The sequence below is a fragment of the Kaistella flava (ex Peng et al. 2021) genome (assembly GCF_015191005.1).
GTDB lineage: Bacteria > Bacteroidota > Bacteroidia > Flavobacteriales > Weeksellaceae > Kaistella > Kaistella flava.
In genome coordinates this window covers 724608-745671 of the sequence record NZ_CP040442.1, presented here as the reverse complement: position 1 = coordinate 745671, position 21064 = coordinate 724608, and the positions used below count along the sequence as shown (strand labels likewise).

At 33.9% G+C, this 21064-nt stretch carries 19 protein-coding genes; 9 read left to right on the top strand and 10 right to left on the bottom strand.

What is annotated here, in order from left to right; all coding sequences use genetic code 11:
* Nucleotides 1-7 precede the first annotated feature (7 nt).
* Both Q73A0000_RS03375 and kdsA read left to right on the top strand, forming a co-directional pair.
* Entirely contained in the window at nt 8-553 is a 546-nt protein-coding gene (locus Q73A0000_RS03375; RefSeq protein WP_193812683.1) for a DUF1697 domain-containing protein, read from the top strand.
* 119 nt (nt 554-672) lie between these two features.
* On the top strand, nt 673-1482 hold the full coding sequence (gene kdsA / locus Q73A0000_RS03370) for a 3-deoxy-8-phosphooctulonate synthase (RefSeq protein ID WP_193812682.1): 810 nt from the start codon (nt 673-675) through the stop codon (nt 1480-1482).
* Nucleotides 1483-1491: 9 nt separating this feature from the next.
* Here kdsA and Q73A0000_RS03365 read toward each other — a convergent pair whose 3' ends face one another.
* Entirely contained in the window at nt 1492-2592 is a 1101-nt protein-coding gene (locus Q73A0000_RS03365) for a hypothetical protein (RefSeq protein WP_193812681.1), read from the bottom strand.
* A gap of 337 nt (nt 2593-2929) precedes the next feature.
* On the opposite strand from Q73A0000_RS03365, the gene Q73A0000_RS03360 reads away from it, so the two are divergent.
* Complete coding sequence (locus Q73A0000_RS03360; protein WP_244140843.1) at nt 2930-5128, top strand: TonB-dependent receptor plug domain-containing protein; 2199 nt, start codon at nt 2930-2932, stop codon at nt 5126-5128.
* A 101-nt stretch (nt 5129-5229) separates the two neighbouring features.
* A complete protein-coding gene (locus tag Q73A0000_RS03355) occupies nt 5230-5640 on the top strand; it encodes a VOC family protein (RefSeq protein WP_193812680.1) in 411 nt (136 codons plus the stop codon).
* A gap of 142 nt (nt 5641-5782) precedes the next feature.
* Here Q73A0000_RS03355 and Q73A0000_RS03350 read toward each other — a convergent pair whose 3' ends face one another.
* The 6 genes from Q73A0000_RS03350 to Q73A0000_RS03325 all read right to left on the bottom strand — a co-directional run bounded on the left by Q73A0000_RS03350 (nt 5783) and on the right by Q73A0000_RS03325 (nt 10958).
* Entirely contained in the window at nt 5783-6076 is a 294-nt protein-coding gene (locus Q73A0000_RS03350) for a type II toxin-antitoxin system RelE/ParE family toxin (protein ID WP_193812679.1), read from the bottom strand.
* The gene (locus Q73A0000_RS03345; RefSeq protein ID WP_193812678.1) at nt 6073-6330 is read right to left on the bottom strand and encodes a hypothetical protein; all 258 of its coding nucleotides are present in this window, start codon (nt 6328-6330) and stop codon (nt 6073-6075) included. The genes Q73A0000_RS03350 and Q73A0000_RS03345 overlap by 4 nt, the downstream gene beginning before the upstream one ends.
* Before the next feature lie 83 nt (nt 6331-6413).
* Complete coding sequence (locus Q73A0000_RS03340; protein WP_193812677.1) at nt 6414-7937, bottom strand: carbon-nitrogen hydrolase family protein; 1524 nt, start codon at nt 7935-7937, stop codon at nt 6414-6416.
* A gap of 28 nt (nt 7938-7965) precedes the next feature.
* On the bottom strand, nt 7966-9015 hold the full coding sequence (locus tag Q73A0000_RS03335) for an anhydro-N-acetylmuramic acid kinase (RefSeq protein ID WP_193812676.1): 1050 nt from the start codon (nt 9013-9015) through the stop codon (nt 7966-7968).
* 74 nt (nt 9016-9089) lie between these two features.
* Nucleotides 9090-9680, bottom strand: coding sequence for an LPS export ABC transporter periplasmic protein LptC (gene lptC, locus Q73A0000_RS03330; RefSeq protein WP_193812675.1), 591 nt, complete (start codon nt 9678-9680; stop codon nt 9090-9092).
* Between the two features lie 3 nt (nt 9681-9683).
* Nucleotides 9684-10958, bottom strand: coding sequence for a hypothetical protein (locus tag Q73A0000_RS03325; protein ID WP_193812674.1), 1275 nt, complete (start codon nt 10956-10958; stop codon nt 9684-9686).
* Between the two features lie 289 nt (nt 10959-11247).
* On the opposite strand from Q73A0000_RS03325, the gene Q73A0000_RS03320 reads away from it, so the two are divergent.
* Nucleotides 11248-12366: an ATP-binding protein gene (locus Q73A0000_RS03320; protein WP_193812673.1), complete on the top strand. Its 1119-nt coding sequence runs from the start codon at nt 11248-11250 to the stop codon at nt 12364-12366.
* A gap of 31 nt (nt 12367-12397) precedes the next feature.
* Here the strand turns inward: Q73A0000_RS03320 and Q73A0000_RS03315 are convergent, their stop codons facing one another.
* A complete protein-coding gene (locus Q73A0000_RS03315) occupies nt 12398-12607 on the bottom strand; it encodes a hypothetical protein (RefSeq protein ID WP_193812672.1) in 210 nt (69 codons plus the stop codon).
* A 210-nt stretch (nt 12608-12817) separates the two neighbouring features.
* Between Q73A0000_RS03315 and Q73A0000_RS03310 the strand changes: the two genes are divergently transcribed.
* The 4 genes from Q73A0000_RS03310 (at nt 12818) to Q73A0000_RS03295 (ending at nt 17543) form a co-directional block, all read left to right on the top strand.
* Nucleotides 12818-13435: a TetR/AcrR family transcriptional regulator gene (locus Q73A0000_RS03310; RefSeq protein WP_193812671.1), complete on the top strand. Its 618-nt coding sequence runs from the start codon at nt 12818-12820 to the stop codon at nt 13433-13435.
* Nucleotides 13419-14738, top strand: coding sequence for a TolC family protein (locus Q73A0000_RS03305; protein ID WP_193812670.1), 1320 nt, complete (start codon nt 13419-13421; stop codon nt 14736-14738). The genes Q73A0000_RS03310 and Q73A0000_RS03305 overlap by 17 nt, the downstream gene beginning before the upstream one ends.
* A gap of 44 nt (nt 14739-14782) precedes the next feature.
* On the top strand, nt 14783-15895 hold the full coding sequence (locus Q73A0000_RS03300; protein ID WP_193812669.1) for an HlyD family secretion protein: 1113 nt from the start codon (nt 14783-14785) through the stop codon (nt 15893-15895).
* A 73-nt stretch (nt 15896-15968) separates the two neighbouring features.
* Nucleotides 15969-17543, top strand: coding sequence for a DHA2 family efflux MFS transporter permease subunit (locus Q73A0000_RS03295; RefSeq protein ID WP_193812668.1), 1575 nt, complete (start codon nt 15969-15971; stop codon nt 17541-17543).
* Nucleotides 17544-17959: 416 nt separating this feature from the next.
* Here the strand turns inward: Q73A0000_RS03295 and Q73A0000_RS03290 are convergent, their stop codons facing one another.
* Together Q73A0000_RS03290 and ligA are read right to left on the bottom strand one after the other, a co-directional pair.
* Nucleotides 17960-18790 carry a type 1 glutamine amidotransferase gene (locus Q73A0000_RS03290; RefSeq protein WP_193812667.1) on the bottom strand — a complete coding sequence of 277 codons (831 nt, stop codon included), beginning with the start codon at nt 18788-18790 and terminating at the stop codon, nt 17960-17962.
* Between the two features lie 152 nt (nt 18791-18942).
* Nucleotides 18943-20946, bottom strand: coding sequence for an NAD-dependent DNA ligase LigA (ligA, locus tag Q73A0000_RS03285; RefSeq protein ID WP_193812666.1), 2004 nt, complete (start codon nt 20944-20946; stop codon nt 18943-18945).
* Between the last annotated feature and the right edge of the window lie 118 nt (nt 20947-21064).

Genomic DNA, 21064 nt, shown 5'->3' with positions numbered 1-21064 from the left:
AATAAACATGAAAAAATATTGTGCTTTTCTTCGCGGAGTTAATGTCAACGGAACTTCCATGAAAATGGCAGAAGTTTCTAAAGTATTTACAGAAGCAGGAATGAAAGACGTTATTTCTGTTTTAGCAACTGGAAATATTATATTTTCCTCAGATAAAAATCGTGCTGATTTAAAAATAATTTTAGAAAAATCACTGTCAGAATTTTTTAATTACGAAGCATTTCTTTTCCTTAAAACCGAAAAAGAAGTTGTCGAAATTTTTGAGCAGAATCCATTTTTAAAATCTGAAGATTCACATATTTATATTTTTGTCGGGATAGAAAATATAGAACATTTGCTTTCAGAAGAATTCAATCAGTCCATAAAATCTGAAAACGAAAACGGAACAATTGTCAATCGAACTTTTTATTGGCAGGTTTCAAAAGGAAATACTTTAGATTCCAACTTCGGAAAAGTTTTAGGTAAAAAATCCTTGAAAGAAAAAATGACTTCCCGGAATTTGAATACGATTGAGAAAATCATCAAGAAATTTAACACACAACAATTAATATAAAGGGGCTTTTAGTCCGTTTTTTTTGTAATCGTTTTCAAAAGACTTTAGTCAAAAATGATAAAATAATTCATCAAAAAAATCCGTATTTTTGTTGATCTTTAATTTTAAACAAAATCCTCATGATTCAATACTTAGACAATATCCACCACAAAAATTCTAAAAACTTTTTCCTGATTGCCGGACCTTGTATTATTGAAGGTGAAGAAATGGCTTTGAAAATCGCCGAAAAAATTGTGGAGATGACTAATAAATACGAAATTCCATATATTTTTAAAGGAAGTTTTAAAAAAGCAAACCGAAGCAGAGTAGATTCTTTCACCACAATTGGTGAAGAAAAATCTCTGGAAATCCTTAGAAAAGTAGGAGAGACTTTTAATATTCCAACGACGACAGATATTCATGAAAACGAACATGCAGCTTTAGCAGCGCAATATGTAGATGTTTTACAAATTCCAGCATTCTTAGTTCGTCAAACCGATTTATTAATCGCTGCAGCAAAAACCGGAAAATGTGTTAGTTTGAAAAAAGGACAATTTCTTTCTCCAGAATCAATGCAGTTTGCTGTGCAGAAAGTAAACGATTCGGGCAATCCAAAAACGGCGATTATCGAAAGAGGAAATTCTTTTGGTTACACCGATTTAGTTGTTGATTTCCGTGGAATTCCTACGATGAGAAATTATGCTCCGGTGATTTTAGACGTAACACATTCTTTGCAACAACCAAATCAAAGTTCTGGCGTAACTGGAGGAAGACCAGAATTAATTGAAACCATTGCCAAAGCAGGAATCGCAGTTGGCGCAGATGGACTTTTCATCGAAACTCATCCCGATCCAAGTGTCGCACTTTCTGATGGAGCTAATATGCTTCGATTGGATAAACTGGAAGAATTACTACAGAAATTAACACGAGTAAGAGAAGCGATTTTATAATCGCCTCTCTTATTTTTTTGTAGAATATATATTATATTTTAAGCCTAAAGAAATTGCTTCGCCTCCACTTCTCGAGTGAAACCTTGCAAACGCTTCAAGAGTTTTAATTCTTAATCCAAGTTCGAAAAAATTATTTTCAAATGCAGTGAAGCCACCGATCTTTTCTTCCTGATTATTATAGCTCATGTAGGTTTGATTCATTTGCGAAAAATTCACAATACTGTAAGAAGCATACATTTTGAAATCTTTTGTCTTGATTGGATAATATCTTAAAAGGATTGGAAAAGAGATAATGCTTTTTGTGGAATATTCTCTATATGCAAGATCTTTCTTTTCATTATACACGAAGAAACCCGGCGCAGCAGCAACTGCAAAGCTGTAGTTATTTAATGGAAGATGATACTCAAATTCATATCCACCACCAAAACCTGTTTCATTCGGATCCTTAACTTGGGAGTATGCACCATAAATCTTATGCTCTATATAATCGTTTGGCTTTTTATATTCAGTATTAGTTTCTCCATTGCATTGATTAATTTCATTAAAATAATTGGTCAAGCTACTTTCGAGATAAAGTACATTTTTATAATTGTTATTACCACAGTTTATTTTTTCGAGTACAGTTAAATATTCTTTATTACTGGCTTTTGCATTCTCATTTAAAAAATATTCTTTAAAGAGAAGAGGTTTTATACCATCTGAATCCTCTGAAGAATAAAAATAAGCTTTATTCATATCATCCGAATATTTATAGAGATTGTATTTTCCAAAAGCAATCTGTTCGATAAAATGCTCTTCTTTTTTTATATGGAAATTCTTGTTATTTTCAAGATTTTGCAAATTTTCAGGATGTCTTGAAATCTCAATTTCAGCTTTTATAAATTTAGCTTTATCTGTAATATTAACTTCTTTGATTTCTCTCTTTCCTAATTTTTTTGCTTGTTCTGAACCTTCTTTGAATTCAAAAGTTTGAGGAGTCATAATCGGATTGTTGTAGGCAACATTTCCTATTTTTTCATCATCATTATTAAAAGTAACTACTGCCGGTTTGAATTTTTGAGCACTAATAAAAACGGTTAGAAAAAGAGAAAGAAAACTGATTTGTTTCATATATAATTTTTTTTCGAAAGTAGTAAAAAAAAACTAACAATTAGTCTCATAAAATAAAGTTAAAATTCTTTGATTTTTGCTATCTTTAAAATCTAAATTTCCAGCATTGAAAAAATTTATTCTATTCTTATTGTTCGTACCGTATTTTGCTTATTCGCAAATCAATATCAAAGTTTTAGACGAAGATGGCAAACCTGTTTCACAAGCAAGTGTTTCTTATAATAACCAAAATTTCACTACTGATGATAAAGGTTTCGTAAAGATTCCGATTGCAGATTCTGAGCAGTCTTTATCAGTTCAAAAAGCCAATTTCAGAGGTTTTAATAAAAATATTAAAATCAATCCAAAAGTTCAAAACGTAAATGTTTTGTTTGTAAAATCAGAACGTGAAACAGAAATTCAGGAAGTCGTTTTTCAGAAAAAAGGAAAACCAAAAATCACCGATTTAACTTCGATAGAAATTTCATCTAAAGAAGCACAGCAAGTCGCTTCACTTTCTGGCGGTGTCGAAGACCTTTTGAAAACTTTACCTTCTGTAAATTCAAATACCGAGCTTTCTTCGCAATATATGGTAAGAGGTGGAAACTACGATGAAAACCTTATTTACATTAATGATATTGAAATTTACCGTCCGTTTTTAATTAGAAATTCTTTGCAGGAAGGATTAAGTATTATTAATCCGGATATGGTTCAGGCGATTAGTTTTTCGCCTGGTGGTTTTGAAGCAAAATATGGCGATAAAATGTCTTCAGCTTTAAACATTTACTATCGTCAACCAACGAAATTTGAACTTTCTGGAGAAGCGAGTTTAATTGGAGGAAGACTTACTACAGGTTTCGCGTCGAAGGATAAAAAATTGTCTGGTATGATTTCCGGTCGTTATAGAAATACCAATTTGGTTTTAAATACTTTGAATGAAGACACCGATTTTAATCCACAATACATGGATTTCCAGACCTACATTAATTATAAATTAAATGATAAATGGGGATTTTCATTCATCGGTTATTGGAGTAAAAATGATTACGAAATGGTTCCAAAAGTGAAAGAAGTTGAATTCGGAACTTTGCAATCACCTTTGAAATTGAACGTTTTCTACAATGGTAAAGAAGATGACAAGTATAAGAATATGATGGGAACGGCTTCCATTAATTTTAAACCCAATAAAAAATGGGCTTTTAATTTAGATAATTTTGCCTACCAAAACCGCGAGCGTGAATACTATTCAATCGCTTCTGCGTATATGTTACAGACTTTTGATCCAATTACCGGAGCGCCAGTTGCGTCGTACGATGTTGGTGGACAAATCGATCACGCCAGAAATGACTTATTGGTAAAAACTTTCGGTGCACAATTTAAAACTAAATTCTCACCAGATGTCAATACTGATTTCGAAGTAGGTTTAAAATTTGAAAAAGAAAATTTAAGAGACTTTACCAATGAATGGCAATTGGTTGATTCCTTGGGTTACAGCACGCCGAGAACTCATGTAGATCCTGGAACTTTGGATACTTCTCAGCTTCGTTTACGTTACAGTATTTCTGGAGCCAATCATATTGAACCAACCCGACTTTCTGGTTATGTACAATATTCTAAAAAATTCTATTGGGGTGAAAATCGCGTTTTTGTAAATGCTGGAGTTCGTGCTTCTCATTGGGATTTCAATGATGAAACCATTATTTCTCCACGTGGACAAATCGCGGTTAAACCAAATTGGGATATGGATATGTTGTTCACCGTTTCCGGAGGTATTTACTATCAAGCACCTTTCTATAAAGAGATTAAAGATTTCGACGGAAACTTTAATCCAAATATAAAGTCACAACGTTCGATGCAGGTGATCTTAAAAAACGATTATGAGTTCAACATGGCTGAACGTCCGTTTAAGTTAACAACCGAGTTGTATTATAAGAAAATGGATCATTTGATTCCTTATTATTTAGACAATGTTAGAATCAGATATTCAGGTGAAAATAATTCAGAAGGTTATGCTTACGGAATTGATACCAGATTATTTGGAGAATTTGTTCCGGGAGTTGATTCTTGGATTTCTGCAAGTTATGCCAGAGTTTATGAGAATATAGATCATCAAGGTTATATTCCAAGACCAACGGATCCACGTTTTAGATTCTCAATGTTCTATCAGGATTATATGCCGAAGTTTCCGTCAATGCGAGTTAACTTAACTTTGAATTATGCAAATGGTCTTCCATCTGGAACACCGATTTCTTTAGATGAATTTGGCAAACCAGATTTCCAAGCACCTTACAAATATCAAAGAACTTTGCCTTCTTACAAAAGAGTTGACATTGGTTTATCTAAAGTTTTCATTGATCAAAAAGACAATAAAGTAAACGGCGGTTTCTGGGGTAATTTTAGAGAATTGACTTTAGGCGTTCAGATTTTCAATGCATTTAACATCAGTAATACGGTTGCAAATCAGTGGGTAAATGATGTGAATTCGGGTTACAATTATCCGGTTCCTGTGAGATTGACAGGGAGATTTTTTAATGTGAAATTGGAGTTCAAGCTGTAATCGGTAATATAAACTACTTTTAACATTGGATGTGTTCCGAAGATTTTCACACCATATTATAGGACAAAGTTTAATTCCAGAAAATACTTATAATTAAAAATATGAATGCATTTCATTACGCCTTTAAAGTGAAAGATATTGAATCGACCAGAAGATTTTATGTCGATATTTTAGAATGTGAGGAAGGAAGATCAACAGAAAACTGGATTGATTTCAATTTTTTTGGCAATCAATTATCTGCGCATATTAGTACTAATTTTCCCGAGCCTGATTACTGCGGCAATGTGGATGGTGTGAAAGTACCTATCCCGCATTTCGGATGTCTTTTAGAGAAAGATCAATTCGAAAAAATTTATGAAAAATTTGAAAGAGAAAAAGTAAACTTTATTCTAAAGCCTCAAAAACGCTATGAAGGAAAGGTTGGAGAACAGATGACTATGTTTGTACAAGATTTCAGCGGCAATTTTTTGGAATTTAAATCATTCTCTGATAAAGACGAGATTTTCTCGTAATAGGTTCGCTCCCAAAAAATAAAAAGATTTTATATAGCTGCTACGCTCCCGAATCCTTTCGTGTAGTTTTGTAAATCAAATAACAAACCCACCGCAATTGCAGTGGGTTTTTTTTTAGAATGGTGAATTTTTAAAAAATGATTTAAATCTCGCTAATTTTCTCATCACCAATATGAGCATGAAGAATAGCAAGTATGACGATTTTATTTTCTTCAATAATATAGTAAATATGATAATCAAAGTGTTTTAAAAGAATCGTTCGAACTTCTGAATATTTCACTACAAAACCTTTTGGCGTATTTAAAATACTTTGTTTAGCTTCTTCAATTCTGTCTAAAAAATCTGCTGCTAATTGTGGATTTATCGAAAAGAAATAATCAACAGCTTCTAAAATATCATCATAAACTCTGGGTCTATTTTCAATGAGATAATTCACAAATTGTATTTTTTTCTAATATCTTTCAACAGCTCATCAAAATTCAAATTATTATTCGGATTTTTCCGATAATCTTCTAATCGTTCAGCTACAATTGCTTTATGCGCTTCAGGGATTTCAACTTCTTGATTGTCCTCGAAATCTACACTTTCAGCAACTTTAAATTTTAATTTCAAAGCTTTACCAAACGCTTTTAAAGCTTCTGATTCTTCAGAAGTACTTGGTTCGAAAATGATGATATCTTGTGCTGCCATTTTTTCTAAAATTTAAAGTAAATGTACAAATTAATTTAACCCATAAAAAATCCCGAAACTAAAATAGTTCCGGGATTTCGTTTTTATTCATTATCCGTTTCAGTATTATAAGAAATCGTATCATACAAATCTTTCCTGCGATCACTCATTGTCCTTACGGCGCCGTAATGATGAAGTTCTTTCAATAAATTTAGATCAACATCGACGATTAAAGTCATCTCGGTATTCGGCGTTGCTTCCCCTTTTATCGCATTTGATGGAAAAGCAAAATCTGACGGCGTGAAAACCGCAGCTTGTCCGTATTGAATATCCATGTTATTTACACCAGGTAAATTCCCGACACAACCTGCAATCGCAACATAACATTCATTTTCAATCGCTCTCGCAGACGCACAATTCCGAACACGCATATAAGCATTTTGAGTATCTGTCAAATAAGGAACAAATAAAATCTTCATTCCTTGATCGGCTAAAATTCGAGGCAATTCTGGGAATTCCACATCATAACAAATCACCAAACCAACTTTTCCACAATCGGTATCAATCACTTTTATTTGATCTCCACCTTTCATTCCGTAGAATTTTTTCTCATTTGGCGTAATGTGAACTTTTCTGTGTTCATCAATATTTCCGTCACGGTGAAGTAAATAACTGACGTTGTACAATTCTTCATTTTCAACCAAAGGCATACTTCCACCGATGATGTTGATGTTATAACCAATTGCCAATTGCGAAAGTTTATTTTTAATTTCTTCAGTCAGTTCTGCCAGTTTGAACATGCTGTCTCTTTCACTTAAATCATTGAATGGAGCGAGTAGAGGTGTATTGAAAAACTCCGGGAACATAATGAAATCTGATTTATAATCTGCCATTACATTCACGAAAAATTCAACCTGTTCAAAGAAAGCATCAATGTCTTTAAAATGACGCATTTGCCATTGTACCAATCCTAGACGAATTACAGCATCCTGCATGGTATTTGGCTTTTTGCTGTAATAAATATTATTCCATTGCAACAAAACAGCATTTTCGGCCGACTGTAAATCCTCAGGTAAATAGTTTTTTAAAACCCGAACTGGCAGGAAATTATTCGCTAATTGAAAACTTAAAACAGGATCGTAAATTTCTTTTTTGCGGACTTGCTGAATATATTGTCTTGGTGAAAGTTCATGACTGTGCAAATGGTAATTCGGAATACGACCGCCAACGATAATCGATTTTAAATTCAGTTTTTCACACAATTCTTTTCTCGCATCATATAATCTTCTCGCCAAACGTAATTCTCGAAATTCGGGATCTACAAAAACCTCAATTCCGTACAATACATTTCCCGTATCAGAATGTGTGTTGAAAGTATAATTTCCAGTAATTTCCTTATAAGTGTGATCGTCACCATACAATTCATATTGGACAATGAGCGACAGACAGACGGCTGCAATCTTATTGTCAACAGTGATACAGATCTGTCCATCGGGGAAAATTTTGATTAGTTTTTTGATACTTGTTTTTGACCAAATACTTTCAGACATCGCAGGATATGCCTTCTGCATGGTATCCCTAAGTTCGTCGTAATCTTCAAGTTTTAAAGGTCTAATATCTATTTGCATCTATCTTTTATTTTTTAATTATTACTATTTAAACGAGGATTCCAGAACAATGATCGTGAGAACTTCCAGTTGCTGATGATAACACATTATTATCATTTCTCATTCTTAAAACTCCCATGAAGGCAAAAATCAATGCTTCTTTAAAATCAATTAATTCTTTTTCTTGAATGATAATTTCTGTTTCAGTTTTATTTTTAATGCTTTCAACTAAATGAGAATTATACGTTCCACCGCCGGTAAATAAAACTTTTTTTATTTGATATTGATTAAAAATATGGGCAATTTGAGTGGCGGCGTGTTCTGTAAAAGTCGCTAAAATCGTTGCTGGATTTTCATTTTTCAATTCTGGTAAAATATGTTCCGAAACCCATTCCATTCCTAATGATTTTGGCGGATTTTGATGATAATATTCTATTGAATTTAATGTTGATAATAGCTTATCATTAATTATTCCATTTCTTGCAAAATTTCCGTTTTCGTCGTATTCTTTTCCTAATTGTTTAGCAAAATGATTCAGCACGATATTCACGGGACAAATATCAAAGGCAATTCTCTTTCCGTTTTCTTTAAAAGAAATATTAGAAAATCCACCAATATTTAAACACGCATCAAATTCAGAAAAAAGCAACTCATCACCGATGGGAACTAAAGGAGCGCCATTTCCACCCATCAAAACATCTTGACTTCTAAAATCGTAAATCACTGGAATAGTAGTCAGTAATTTAATGGCTCGACCATCTCCAATCTGAACGGTAAACTTTTTCTGGGGTTGATGAAAAACGGTATGTCCGTGAGAAGCGATGAAATCTATATTTTCTAAAGAATATTTTTGAATAAATTCTTTTACTTTTTGACCCAAATAAAATCCGTATTCAGAATTGAGTTCGAAGATTTCTTCCGCCGATAAATAAATGGCATTTCTTAATTTGTTTTCCCATTTTTCAGAGTAAGGGAAAGTCGCAGCATTTAGAATCTTAAAATTCCATTTTCCGACTTCATTTTTTTCAAAAAACGCATGACAAATATCCAATCCATCTAGACTGGTGCCAGACATTAAACCCAAAGCGTGAAAATTCATAAGATAAAAGTTTTCTTGAAAGTATGAATTATTGTTGAAAAAAAAGAGCGTTTGTCAGAAAGAAATAGATCGAATTACCTGGATTTTTCCGGAATTTTCTGAGCATTGATATCACCTGAATTATTATAGAACGTATATTCAGAGAAGTCATCTTTGGCGGTCATTCCATTAGCGCCAACTAGAGTAGAACCATCTTTATCAGTAACATAAACGGTGTCTTTCGTGTAAATGACTTTTTTTACCTGATCCCAATAAACCGACTGCATCGCAAACATTTGATTTTCATTACTGATAATTTTCACGTTTCCTTTGGCTTCGTAAAATTTCTTTTTCTCGTTAAACTTCGCATATTTCGCAGAAATTTTTCCAGGAACATCAGGTTTCTTTTTATCGTAAAAAAGGATATTAATTCCTTTTCTGGCCACGATATAAGGTGAGTCAATATATTCGTATTTTTCGATAAGTGGAGCAGTAGCACGCAATTTAATCATTCCAGAATCGCGCTGTACAATATTGGCATTGTTGATGATTTGCGACGGGAAATTATTATTCCTGTTTTTATTGATCTTGGTAAGATCTTCGTCACATGATATTAAAGCAAAAAATATAGCACAACTTAAAAAGCCGGCTATATTTTTATATATTATTTCTTTACTGAAATTCATTTTTTAATCATAAAGTCGTTTAGTAAACCACTTGTCTGCAAAATTAATTCCTATTTTTAAATTAACAAAGTTCTGACGGATTAAATTATTATCCAACGTTCCTCTTTTTCCTAATTCAAGACCTAAATCGATACCGCTCATTCTGCTTGCGCTTTTGTTTTCGAAAGGCAACGACATTCCACCAGTAATCGCAAATTGATTAACGTTGGTTCCGTTAAATGCTAAACTTCCTTTTTCGTAATACGCACCATATCGGTAAGTAACTCGGGAAAAGTAATTTCTGAAGTTATTGTAGTTGGGTAAATACCAACCTCCCGCAGAAATCTTATAAGAGTTATCATTAACAAAAGGTTTTCCTAAAAATTGAATAGTTTCTCCTTTTTTATAATCGTACTGCGTTCCTAAAAACCATTTGCCATCTTTACCATAACCTGCTCCTAAAGAGAATTCCATAGGAATCAAGTTTTTAGCTTCGCTGTATTTCTCCTCAATAATACTTTCATTATTTTTGGTATCACCAGCAGTATAGTAATAAGTACTGTTAACATAACGGGTTTCCATTTGACCAGTATTTCCGAAAGTATAAGTTGCTCCTAAAGTTAACTTTTTGTCTTTCGGAAGTTTTTTCTGATAAGTAGTCCCCAAAGTAAAATTAAAGGTTTCAACTTTATTCTTTGTTTCATACCCATTGATTAATTCAGCATTAGAAAAGGTCACTTCATTAATATCATATAAATTACCAAAGAAGAAATTAGATCTTAGACCCAATGCAAACGCTGGAGTAATCTGATAAGATAAAGCAGCTTGTACCGTACTTACCGTTCCTTCTCCGCGATTAATACTCGCTTGTGTATTTCCACCGGCCAAAACTTGGGAGTTATAAACGGTGTATTTTTTTGAACTGTAAGGTTGATAACCCATTCCGAATTTTATTTTACTCGAAATTGGGAAAGCAATTGTTAAATTAGACAAATACGTTGAATGCTTGGTAACACTCAAATTGTTATAATTAGATTTGAAGAAGTTATTTTCATTACTTGCTTCAATCTTCAAAGTGGTTAGCTCCAAATTTTTATTGGCTGCTGGATTGCTGAAATTAAAGTTGTTGTTAAAATCCCAAATATATGCGGTAGAAACGCCACCCATTGAACTGATATCAGTTGTATTATCGTATTTTACATCACCGATTCCAAAGGCAGCATATGGAGAATTACCAATTGTTTGTGCATTAAGTAAATAACCTGCAGCAATCAATGGTAATACAAAAAATCTTTTCATTCTCTATTTTTAAAAATAATGCGCAAATATCTTAAATAATACTGAACTGTGAAAGGAAGTTTGGTTAAAGTTTGTTAACCCTTTCGAATGAATTTTTTCCTTTATTATATATCAAAACCACATTGTACAGCTATTTTCTTATTTAAATTATCTATTCATTCACTTTTGAATATTTCATTTTAGGAGTTTTATATTAACGTAAAGTTTAGATTTCATTATCATTTTATATTAACAATCATCGGTACAATTTCCTCTATAATCATCCAACAAAAATATTTATCTTTGAAGCATGAATTGGGAACAGATTGTAGGTCATCAAGAATTAAAAAATCTTCTGAAAGATAGTATTAGTAACAATAGGGTTAGTCACGCCCAATTATTTGTGGGCAAAGATGGTTACGGAACACTTCCTTTGGCGATGGCATTTGCGAAGGAAATTTTAAGAAAAGAAAATGAACATTCTTCCGCTAAAGTTGATAGTCTTAATCACCTCGATTTACATTTTAGTTTTCCAGTTTTTAAAGCAAATAAAAGCGGATTGACCGCTCAGTTTTTTGAAGACTTTCGGGAAATGATGTTGAAAAACCCGTATGCAAATAATGAAGATTGGAGTACAATTTTAGAATCAGAAAATAAACAACTCAGCATTTACGTAGAGGAAATTGATGAAATCAATAAAAAATTCGCTCTAAAAAGTTTTGAAGGCGGAAGTAAAATACTCATTGTTTGGCAAGCTGATAAAATGAATACGGATGCTGCCAATAAGTTTTTGAAATTTTTAGAAGAGCCTCCAAAGAATACGTATATCATTCTGACCGCGTCGAACATCGATTTTATGTTGCCGACGATTCTTTCGAGAACACAGATTGTTGAAATTCCCAGTATTAAAGAAGAAGATCTCGACCAGTTTTTGCAGAAGAATATTGAAGTCAATGCAGAGCGCCGACAGCAAATTGTTTTTCAAGCACAAGGAAACTGGAATACTGCCCAGAAATTAATTCACGCTGAAAATACAGATTCCGAATTTGAAGAACAGTTTATCATGTGGGTTCGGGAAGCTTTTCAAGTTAAAAAGAAACCCGAATTTTTAAAGAATATCGTTCTCTGGGGAAGAAGAATTGCAACCTGGAATAAGGAAAAGCAAATGAACTTTTTAGAATATTGCGCAGAAATGTTTCGCCTCGCTTTACTTCAAAATTACGGCAACGACGCGTTGGTCTATAAAAAAATAGAGGCGGGCGGTTTCAAATGGGACAGTTTTTCTAAATTTATTCATGGAGCGAATATCGAAGCCATCTTAGAAGAAATTTCGACCGCCGATTATCATTTAGAAAGAAATGGTAATACCAAAATAATTTGGACGGATCTGGGAATAAAACTATCTCGATACCTTCACAAAAAAGCATAAAAGAAAACCACCGATTGGTGGTTTTCTGTTTTTAAGCTGATTTCTTTTTTTCTTCCTTTTTCTCTTCACAAACTCCTTTGCAATCTTTATGATCTTTCATATTGCAAGCTTTGCTATTCTTTTTATCGCCCATTTTACATTCCTTTTTATCTTTTCCAGAACAACAGGATTTCTTTGGAGCTTCTTGAGCAAATCCCAATGTAAAGATAGTGACGGCTAAAACTGAAATTAATTTTTTCATGTTCGTTAATTTTTTTTTGGTTATTAGTATTTCAAAGTTAGGAATATTTTGATAAGAATTATTCAATCATATTTTAAAATTATTATGAGTTTAAAACAGATTTCAGATTATCGAAAAAATCAATAATATATTCCTAAAAAAAAGTCAATCAATCGTTTGATTGTTTTCTGTTTTTATTTAAATTTGCACGCTCAAAAAAAATCTTCTGTTATGATTTCCAAAGAAGAACACATCTTATTACACGCTGAAGAACTCTTTGCTGAAAAGGGTTTCGAAGGAAGCTCAACCCGTGAGATTTCTAAAATGGCCAAAGTAAATGTATCCATGATCTCTTATTATTTCGGATCCAAAGAAAAACTTTTTGTTAAAATTTTCGAACTGAGAATGAACGAAAGTTTAACATTTAGTAAAGATATTTTAGCCAATGAAAACTTGAACGAATGGGAAAAATTAATGATTGTTATTAACCGTTATGCAGATCGCGTTAAAAATTTGAAAACGTTTTATCGCATTTTGCAAAGAGAACAGTTAAACAATAAAAATCCTTATATCGCTCAATTTCTACATGAATCTAAGAAAGGATTTCTAAGCATTTACAGCGAACTTATTGATAAAGGATTAGAAAAGAAAATCTTTACAAAAAAACCGAGGATTGAATTTATTCATTCTACCGTTTCAGGAACCATTTTTACCGCACTCAACACGCTTCCTGTTTATAAGGAGTTTTTCGAGGGCGACGAAGATTACGAAGATCAGTATTTCGAAGAAATTAAAATACATATCCAAAACATATTAAAACACCTTTTAGGTTATGAAGAAAAATTATAGTCCCTTGATTGTGCTCGTTTTTTCGGTAATCGGAATAACAACTCAGGCACAGGCGAAGAAAATGCTTACGCTCGACGAAGCGGTAAATCTGGGAATTCAAAATTCTAAGAATCTTAAAATCGATCAGGCAAAAATCGATCAGGCAACCGCTAATTATATGGAAGCCAAAAACAACAGACTTCCAAGTTTGAAAGTTACTGCAAGTGCGTTGGCTTTAGCAAATGCAAATGTTGAGTTGAAGGCGATTCAACCTTCTGCAAATGAAGGAGGAGGCACACCAAAAGCTAATTCTGCTTTCTACGGAAACGTTTCTGCGTCTTTACCAATTTATGCGGGCGGAAGAATTAAGTACGGAATTCAGTCGACAGAATATTTAGTTGAAGCTTCTAAATTGAGTGCTGAAAACGACAAACTGGCGATCGCTTACAATGTTTCGCAAGCCTATAATAATTTGTTTAAAGCCAGTCAGCAAATTAAAGTTTTGGAAGATAATCTTACGGCTTCACAAAAAAGAGACGAGTCTTTTCAAAAATTAGAAACGAACGGAATCATCGCCCGAAACGATAAGTTGAAAGCGAATCTCCAAACTTCAGATATCGAACTTCAGCTTTTAGATGCGAACAATAACTTTAATATTGCCAACATCAATATGGATTTGCTTTTAGGATTACCTGATGCAACTGAAATAGAAATTGATCCTAATTACATCTCAGAACTTACAGAAAACCAACCGGTTGCTTATTATTTAAACCAAGCCGTTTCTCAGCGAAAAGATGTACAAGCTTTGGATTATCAAAGAAAAGCTGCAGAATTGGGAACGAAAGCTGCAAAAGCTGAAAGTCTTCCAACCATCGCTTTAACAGGAGGATATGTTGCGGCTGAAATTCCAAAAATTCTGACCATTACCAATGCCGCCAATATCGGCGTGGGAGTTCAATATAACATCGATAATCTCTGGAAAAAGAATTCTTCATTAATGAAATCTACTGCCGCAGAAAAACAACTTTCTGCAACCACCGAATTATTAAATGATCAGATTAAATTAGAAGTCAACAGAGATTATCAAAATTCAGATTTTGCAAAAAAGAAAATTACTGTTTACGAAAAAGCAGCTGCTCAGGCGAACGAAAATTATAGAGTCACCAAAAACAAATTCGATAACGGTTTAGCGACTATTACTGAACTTTTGGATGCTGACACCGCGCAGATCTCAGCCAACGTCAATGTTGTAAATGCCAAAGCAGACGCAGCTTTAGCGTATCGAAAACTATTGCAGACTACAGGAATTTTGACTTTACACTAATACAATTCAGAACAAAAAATTAAACTTAATATTTTTTTAAAATAATGGAAGATAACAATACACAACCAGAACTTTTCCCAGAAGTCAAAAAGAAAAGATCGCTTACTTTTCCGATTATTCTAGCGGTCGTTTTAATCGTCGGTGGAATCATCGGATACAGAACTTATTCTTACGGTTTAGGACATGAAGTGACAGATGATGCACAAATTGCATCGAACATGAGTCCTGTAATTTCTAAAATCTCAGGTTATGTTTCTGAGATTAAAGTGAAAGATAATCAGTTTGTAAAAAAAGGAGATACTCTGATTGTGATTGATGATCGTGATCAGAAAATGATACTTCAGCAAGCAACGGCTGCTTTGGGAACCGCAAGAAGTAACGTGCAAACTGCAATCGCTTCTACCCACGCAGCTTCTCAAAACATTAATTCTACCAATGCAGCGATTACAACTGCCAATGCGCAAATTGAAGCAGCAAAAGTAAATGTTTGGAAAACGTCTCAAGATTTAAAAAGATATGCAAATCTGGTTAAAGATCACACCATTACCCAACAACAATATGATGGGGTTTTAGCAGCAAAACAATCTGCTGACCGTCAATTGCAGGTTTTGGTTGACCAAAAAAATCAGGTATCACAACAAACCGGAATTGTAACCTCTCAAACCGCAGCAAGTTCTGAGCAGATCGGGGTGGCAAATTCAATGGTTAAACAACGTGAAGTTGATGTTGAAAACGCAAAACTCAATCTTTCTTACACTGTAATTCTTGCAGCTGAAGATGGTTTTGTTGCTAAAGTTCCTATTCAAAAAGGACAGTTTGTACAGGCAGGATCGCAGTTGTTCAGTTTGGTCAGAGATAATGATGTTTGGGTAATTGCCAACTTTAAAGAAACTCAGCTTTCTAAAATGGTTGAAGGTCAAACCGTAGATATCGAAATCGATGCTTTTCCTAAAGATAAATTCGAAGGTAAAGTGACTTCATTTTCTCCGGCAACAGGTTCTTCATTCTCAATTCTTCCTCCGGATAATGCAAGTGGAAACTTTGTGAAAGTTGTTCAAAGACTTCCGGTAAGAATCGATTTTGTAAAGATCAAACCGGAAATTGCTAAAAAACTTCGTGCGGGAATGAATGTGAAAACAACCGTGAATTTAAAATAAAATTGGATCAAAGTTTGGGATTTTTTTAAACTTCAATCCCAATCGATTCGATTTCAAATATCCAGCAATAAAAATGCAAGACGATTTAGTCGAATATGGCGCACGACGCGTCATCATCACCATTACCGCCATTCTGTGTGCACTTCTGGAAATTGTAGATTCTACAATTGTGAATGTGGCTTTGAATGACATGAAAGGAAATTTAGGCGCCACACTTTCTGAAGTGGGTTGGGTAATCACTGCGTACGCCATTGGAAATGTGATTATTGTTCCTATGACAAGTTGGCTGTCCCAACAGTTTGGAAGACGGAATTATTTCGCAGCTTCAATTATTATATTTACCATCTTTTCATTTCTCTGTGGAAATGCAACCAGCATCTGGGAATTAGTATTCTTCAGATTAATGCAGGGAATCGGTGGTGGAGCCTTACTGGTAACTTCGCAGACGATTATTACCGAATCTTACCCACTTGCAAAACGGAGTATGGCGCAAGCTATTTATGGTTTGGGAGTTATTATCGGTCCAACTTTAGGTCCGCCTTTAGGAGGTTATATCGTAGATAATTTCACTTGGCCGTATATTTTTTACATTAATATTCCAATCGGAATTGCAGCAACTTTAATGACTTTACAATTTGTTAGAAGTCCTAAATTCTCTGAAAAGAGAAAATCAAAAGATGTCGATTGGTTGGGGATTGGTTTGCTTGCTGCATTTGTAGGCTCGCTACAATATATTTTGGAAAAAGGTCATGAAGATGATTGGTTCGACAGTAAAATTATTATCATCTGTACAGTAGTGGCGGTTATTGGATTCATTCTTTTCCTTTGGCGGGAATTAACTTTCCGATATCCTATTGTAGAATTGCGGGTTCTGAAAAACGGGAATCTGAGAATCGGTACCATTATGTCCTTTATCCTTGGATTTGGTTTGTATGGTTCTACCTTTATTGTACCATTGTATACCCAAAGTGTGATGGGCTGGACCGCGCTGGAATCCGGCGCACTAATGATTCCCGCGGCCTTAACGACAGCCGTCATGATGCCAATTATCGGAAGATTACTGACGAGAGGAGTCAAGCAACAAATTTTGGTTTCGCTCGGCTTACTGCTTTTCTTTGTCTATAGTTTTTGGGGCTACAATATTATTACGCCAGACACCGGAAAAGATGCGTTCTTTTGGATGTTGATCGTAAGAGGAGCAGGACTTGGATTACTGTTTATTCCGATTACTTCCCTGTCATTAAGTACTTTGAAAGGTCAGGAAATTGGTCAGGGAGCAGCGTTCACCGGAATGATGAGACAGTTAGGAGGTTCATTTGGAATCGCAGCGATTACGACTTTTATTTCTAATCAAACTTCGATTCACCGAGCTGCTTTAACGAGCCATTTAGACGCCAACAGTTTCGATGTTCAACAGAGAATTGCCGGGCTGAAAGCGATGTTCCAAGCTAAAGGATTCACGCCCGATGCCGCGATGCAGGCTGCCTATAAACTTCTGGATGGATCAGTTATGAAACAGGCTACAGTCCTTTCTTATATGGATGTTTTCCTTTATTTGGGACTTCTGTTCTTAGTCTGTATTCCTTTTGTTTTATTCGTGAAAGAACGAAAAGGCAAAGCAAATATTGATTTAGGAGATATGCATTAAAAAAATATAGATCTGGAAGTTTCCTTTATTTTTCAAAAAAAGCGAGGGAACTTCCAATCCATATTGCATCTTTTTTAGTAAAGATAATATTGGCCATTTATAATTTGGTCATTCTGGCGACATTACCCATTTATAGTGGTTTTTTTCGTTTTCATTAAAAAGATGAATTATTCAAATTTCTACTTTCTAGAAAACATTATTTAAATCTTCAAGCAAAGCTTTCTTTCTATAAATAAATTTTATTTGTGCGAAATTGAATCCACTTGAGAATAAGATTAACACTAAGTAATCTCTTAATTTTTAATATATTTCTTTTTATATTATTAAAAGTAAGCAGAGTAAATAAAATTTTCAAACAAAAAAATTTGACTGAAATTTAAAAAATCAGTCAATAATATATTTTATAATAAAATCATTTAAGCCAGCACGGGACTTTTCATAATTTCTTTAGCAGCATGTTGCAAAAATTTTGGTAAAATCTGTGAATGTGTCAGTCTCATTTTATCTGGATCATCCAGTTGATCAATTGTTTCAAGATATTTCTCTACTCCGAATTCTTCAATCATCGCCATTCTATTCTTCTCAATTTTCAAATCTTCGACCATTCCTTTTGAATCTGCTTCTGGATGGAATTGGGTTCCGAAAATTTCGTCTGAAAATCTTATTGCCATCACTGCGCGTTCTAAATTAACATGCGGACGAACTTTTTCCAAGGCCACAATTTTCATTCCCATTTGTTCAATGGTTTCATGATTTGGTTCAATTAACTGATAACCTCTCGAATCTAAAGCATAAAATAGTTCTGGAAGTTTATTCAATAAGAACTCTTTTTCACCATCAGCCGCTTTATGAATCGGCATCACCCCAAATGAGTGTGATTTTCTTTTACAAACATTCCCTAAATTCCAGTGAATACTCGCTAATTGAAAAGAATGGCAAATTAAAAAAGTGAATTTTTTGTGCTCTGAAGATTTATTGTGTTCCCAAAGGTTATCCAAAAAATCAGCAAATTTCTGTTCCCAAGCCAATCCTTCTTTTTGAGGATTTCCTGGTCCGCCAGAAGAAATAAAAATATCGAAATCCTTAATATCAGGCATTTCATCTTTAGATCTTACATCAAATAATGTTATAGAAACGTCTTCACCAGATTGTTTTTTAAACTGCTGTGAAATCTCTTTAATATTGCGCATACCTTGATTAACATGATTGTTATTCATATCGAGCAAGGCGATTTTTAACTGTTTCATTTTATTTATTTACGCTGCAAATTTAAGAAAATCTCCTTGACTGGAAAGCAATTCCTCATTCAGTTTCTGTATTTGTATGATCTGCAATAAATATAAAAATATTTGGTTTTTCAATAACTTCTATTTTGAGTTTTAATTAATTCTACTTTTAATTATTGATTGATTAAATCCAGGAATTCCTGTTCATCTAAAATAGTAATCGTTCCAATATCTTGCGCTTTTTTCAGTTTGCTTCCCGCTTTTTCGCCAACCACTAAATAATTCAGGTTTTTCGAAACGGCAGAAATATTTTTTCCGCCATGTTTTTCAACCATTTCTTCGGCTGCTTCTCTCGTAAATAATGAAAGCTTTCCAGTGAATAAGAAAGTCTTGTTTTCTAAGACAGTACTTAAAACTTCATTCGTATTTTCTCCTTTTTCCAACTGAACGCCGTAGGATTTCAACCGTTCAATCATCAATAAGTTTTCTGAATCGTTAAAGAAATTAACGATACTTTCCGCGATTTTCCCACCGATATCTTCAACTTGAATCAATTCTTCCGCAGTTGCATTTTTCAAATCATCAATAGAGTCAAAATTTTTAGCTAGTTTCTTAGCAACTGTTTCTCCGACGTGTTTTATACCAATTCCAAATAATACTTTTTCAAACGGAATTTGTTTTGAATTTTCAACGCCATCAATAATATTCTGTGCCGATTTCTCCGCCATTCTTTCTAAAGGAAGTATCTGTTCTTTTGTTAAAGTATAGAAATCTGCGGGATTCTCAACCAATTTTTCTCTGTATAATTGTTCGATCGTTTCAGCGCCTAAACCTTCAATATTCAATGCTTTTCTGGAAACATAATGAATCATTCTGCCTACAACTTGAGGTGGACAATGCAAATCATTCGGACAAAAATGAATCGCCTGATCTTCAAGTCTCACCAATTCAGTTCCGCATTCCGGACAATTAGTAATATATTGAATTTCTTTATTTTCGGGATTTCTTTTTTCTTCGTTGATGCCGACAATCTTTGGAATAATTTCGCCACCTTTTTCTACGTAAACAAAATCATGTTCGTGCAAACCGAGTTTCTTGATGATATCTTCATTGTGTAAACTTGCTCTTTTGACAATTGTTCCAGCGAGTAGCACGGGTTTAAGATTGGCAACGGGAGTAATTGCTCCGGTTCTTCCAACCTGATAAGTTACAGTCAATAATTCGGTTTCTACTTTTTCAGCTTTGAATTTATATGCCATCGCCCAACGTGGAGATTTCGCTGTATAACCCAATTGCGATTGTTGTTTAATGGAATTTACTTTCAAAACAATTCCATCAATTTCAAAAGGAAGTTTGTGTCTGTGCTGATCCCAATATGTAATAAAATCTTTCACTTCATCTAAACTCGCACATAATTTTGCGTGATCAGAAACATTGAAACCCCATTGCTTCGCATTTTGCAATAAATCCCAATGAGTATCTTTCGGAATTTCAGAAGAGATAAACTGATAGAGTACCGCTGAAAGTTTACGCTTGCTCACTTCTCCGGAATCCTGCATTTTCAAACTTCCGGAAGCGGTGTTTCTGGGATTCATAAATAAATCCAAACCTTCTTCTTCCCGTCGAGCATTAATTTTATCAAAGTTTTTCCGCGTTAAATAAATTTCACCACGCATAAAAAACTGATTCGGAAAATCACCTTTCAAGGTTAAAGGGATATCAGAAATCGTTCTCACATTCGCTGTGATTTCATCGCCTTGAAATCCGTCGCCACGAGTAACAGCTTGTTTCAACTTTCCATTTTCGTATAAAATAGAAATCGAAGCACCGTCGTATTTTAATTCGGCAACAAATTCTACTGGATCTTCAATGGTTTTAATAATACGATTTTCCCAGTCTTGTAAGTCATCAAAATCGTAAGAATTATCCAAAGAATACATTCTGAATTGATGTTGAATCGTCGGAAAGTTTTTAGTAATTTCTCCACCAACTCGTAAAGTAGGAGAGTTGGGATCGGAAAATTCGGGATGTTTTTTTTCGAGTTCCTGAAGTTCTTTTAATTTTAAATCAAATTCAAAATCAGAAATCGTGGCTTCGTCTAAAATGTAATAATTGTAATTATGTTGGTGAAGTTCTGTGCGCAGTTCTTCTATTTTTTGCTGAATATCTTGGGACATTTTGAATAGAGGTTTCTACAAAAATACTAAAACCTTTGAGATTTTAGGGCAAAAAAGTTCATAGAAGATTGAATTGAAATAATTGAAATATTTGGAAGAAATATCTCACAGGTTTTGC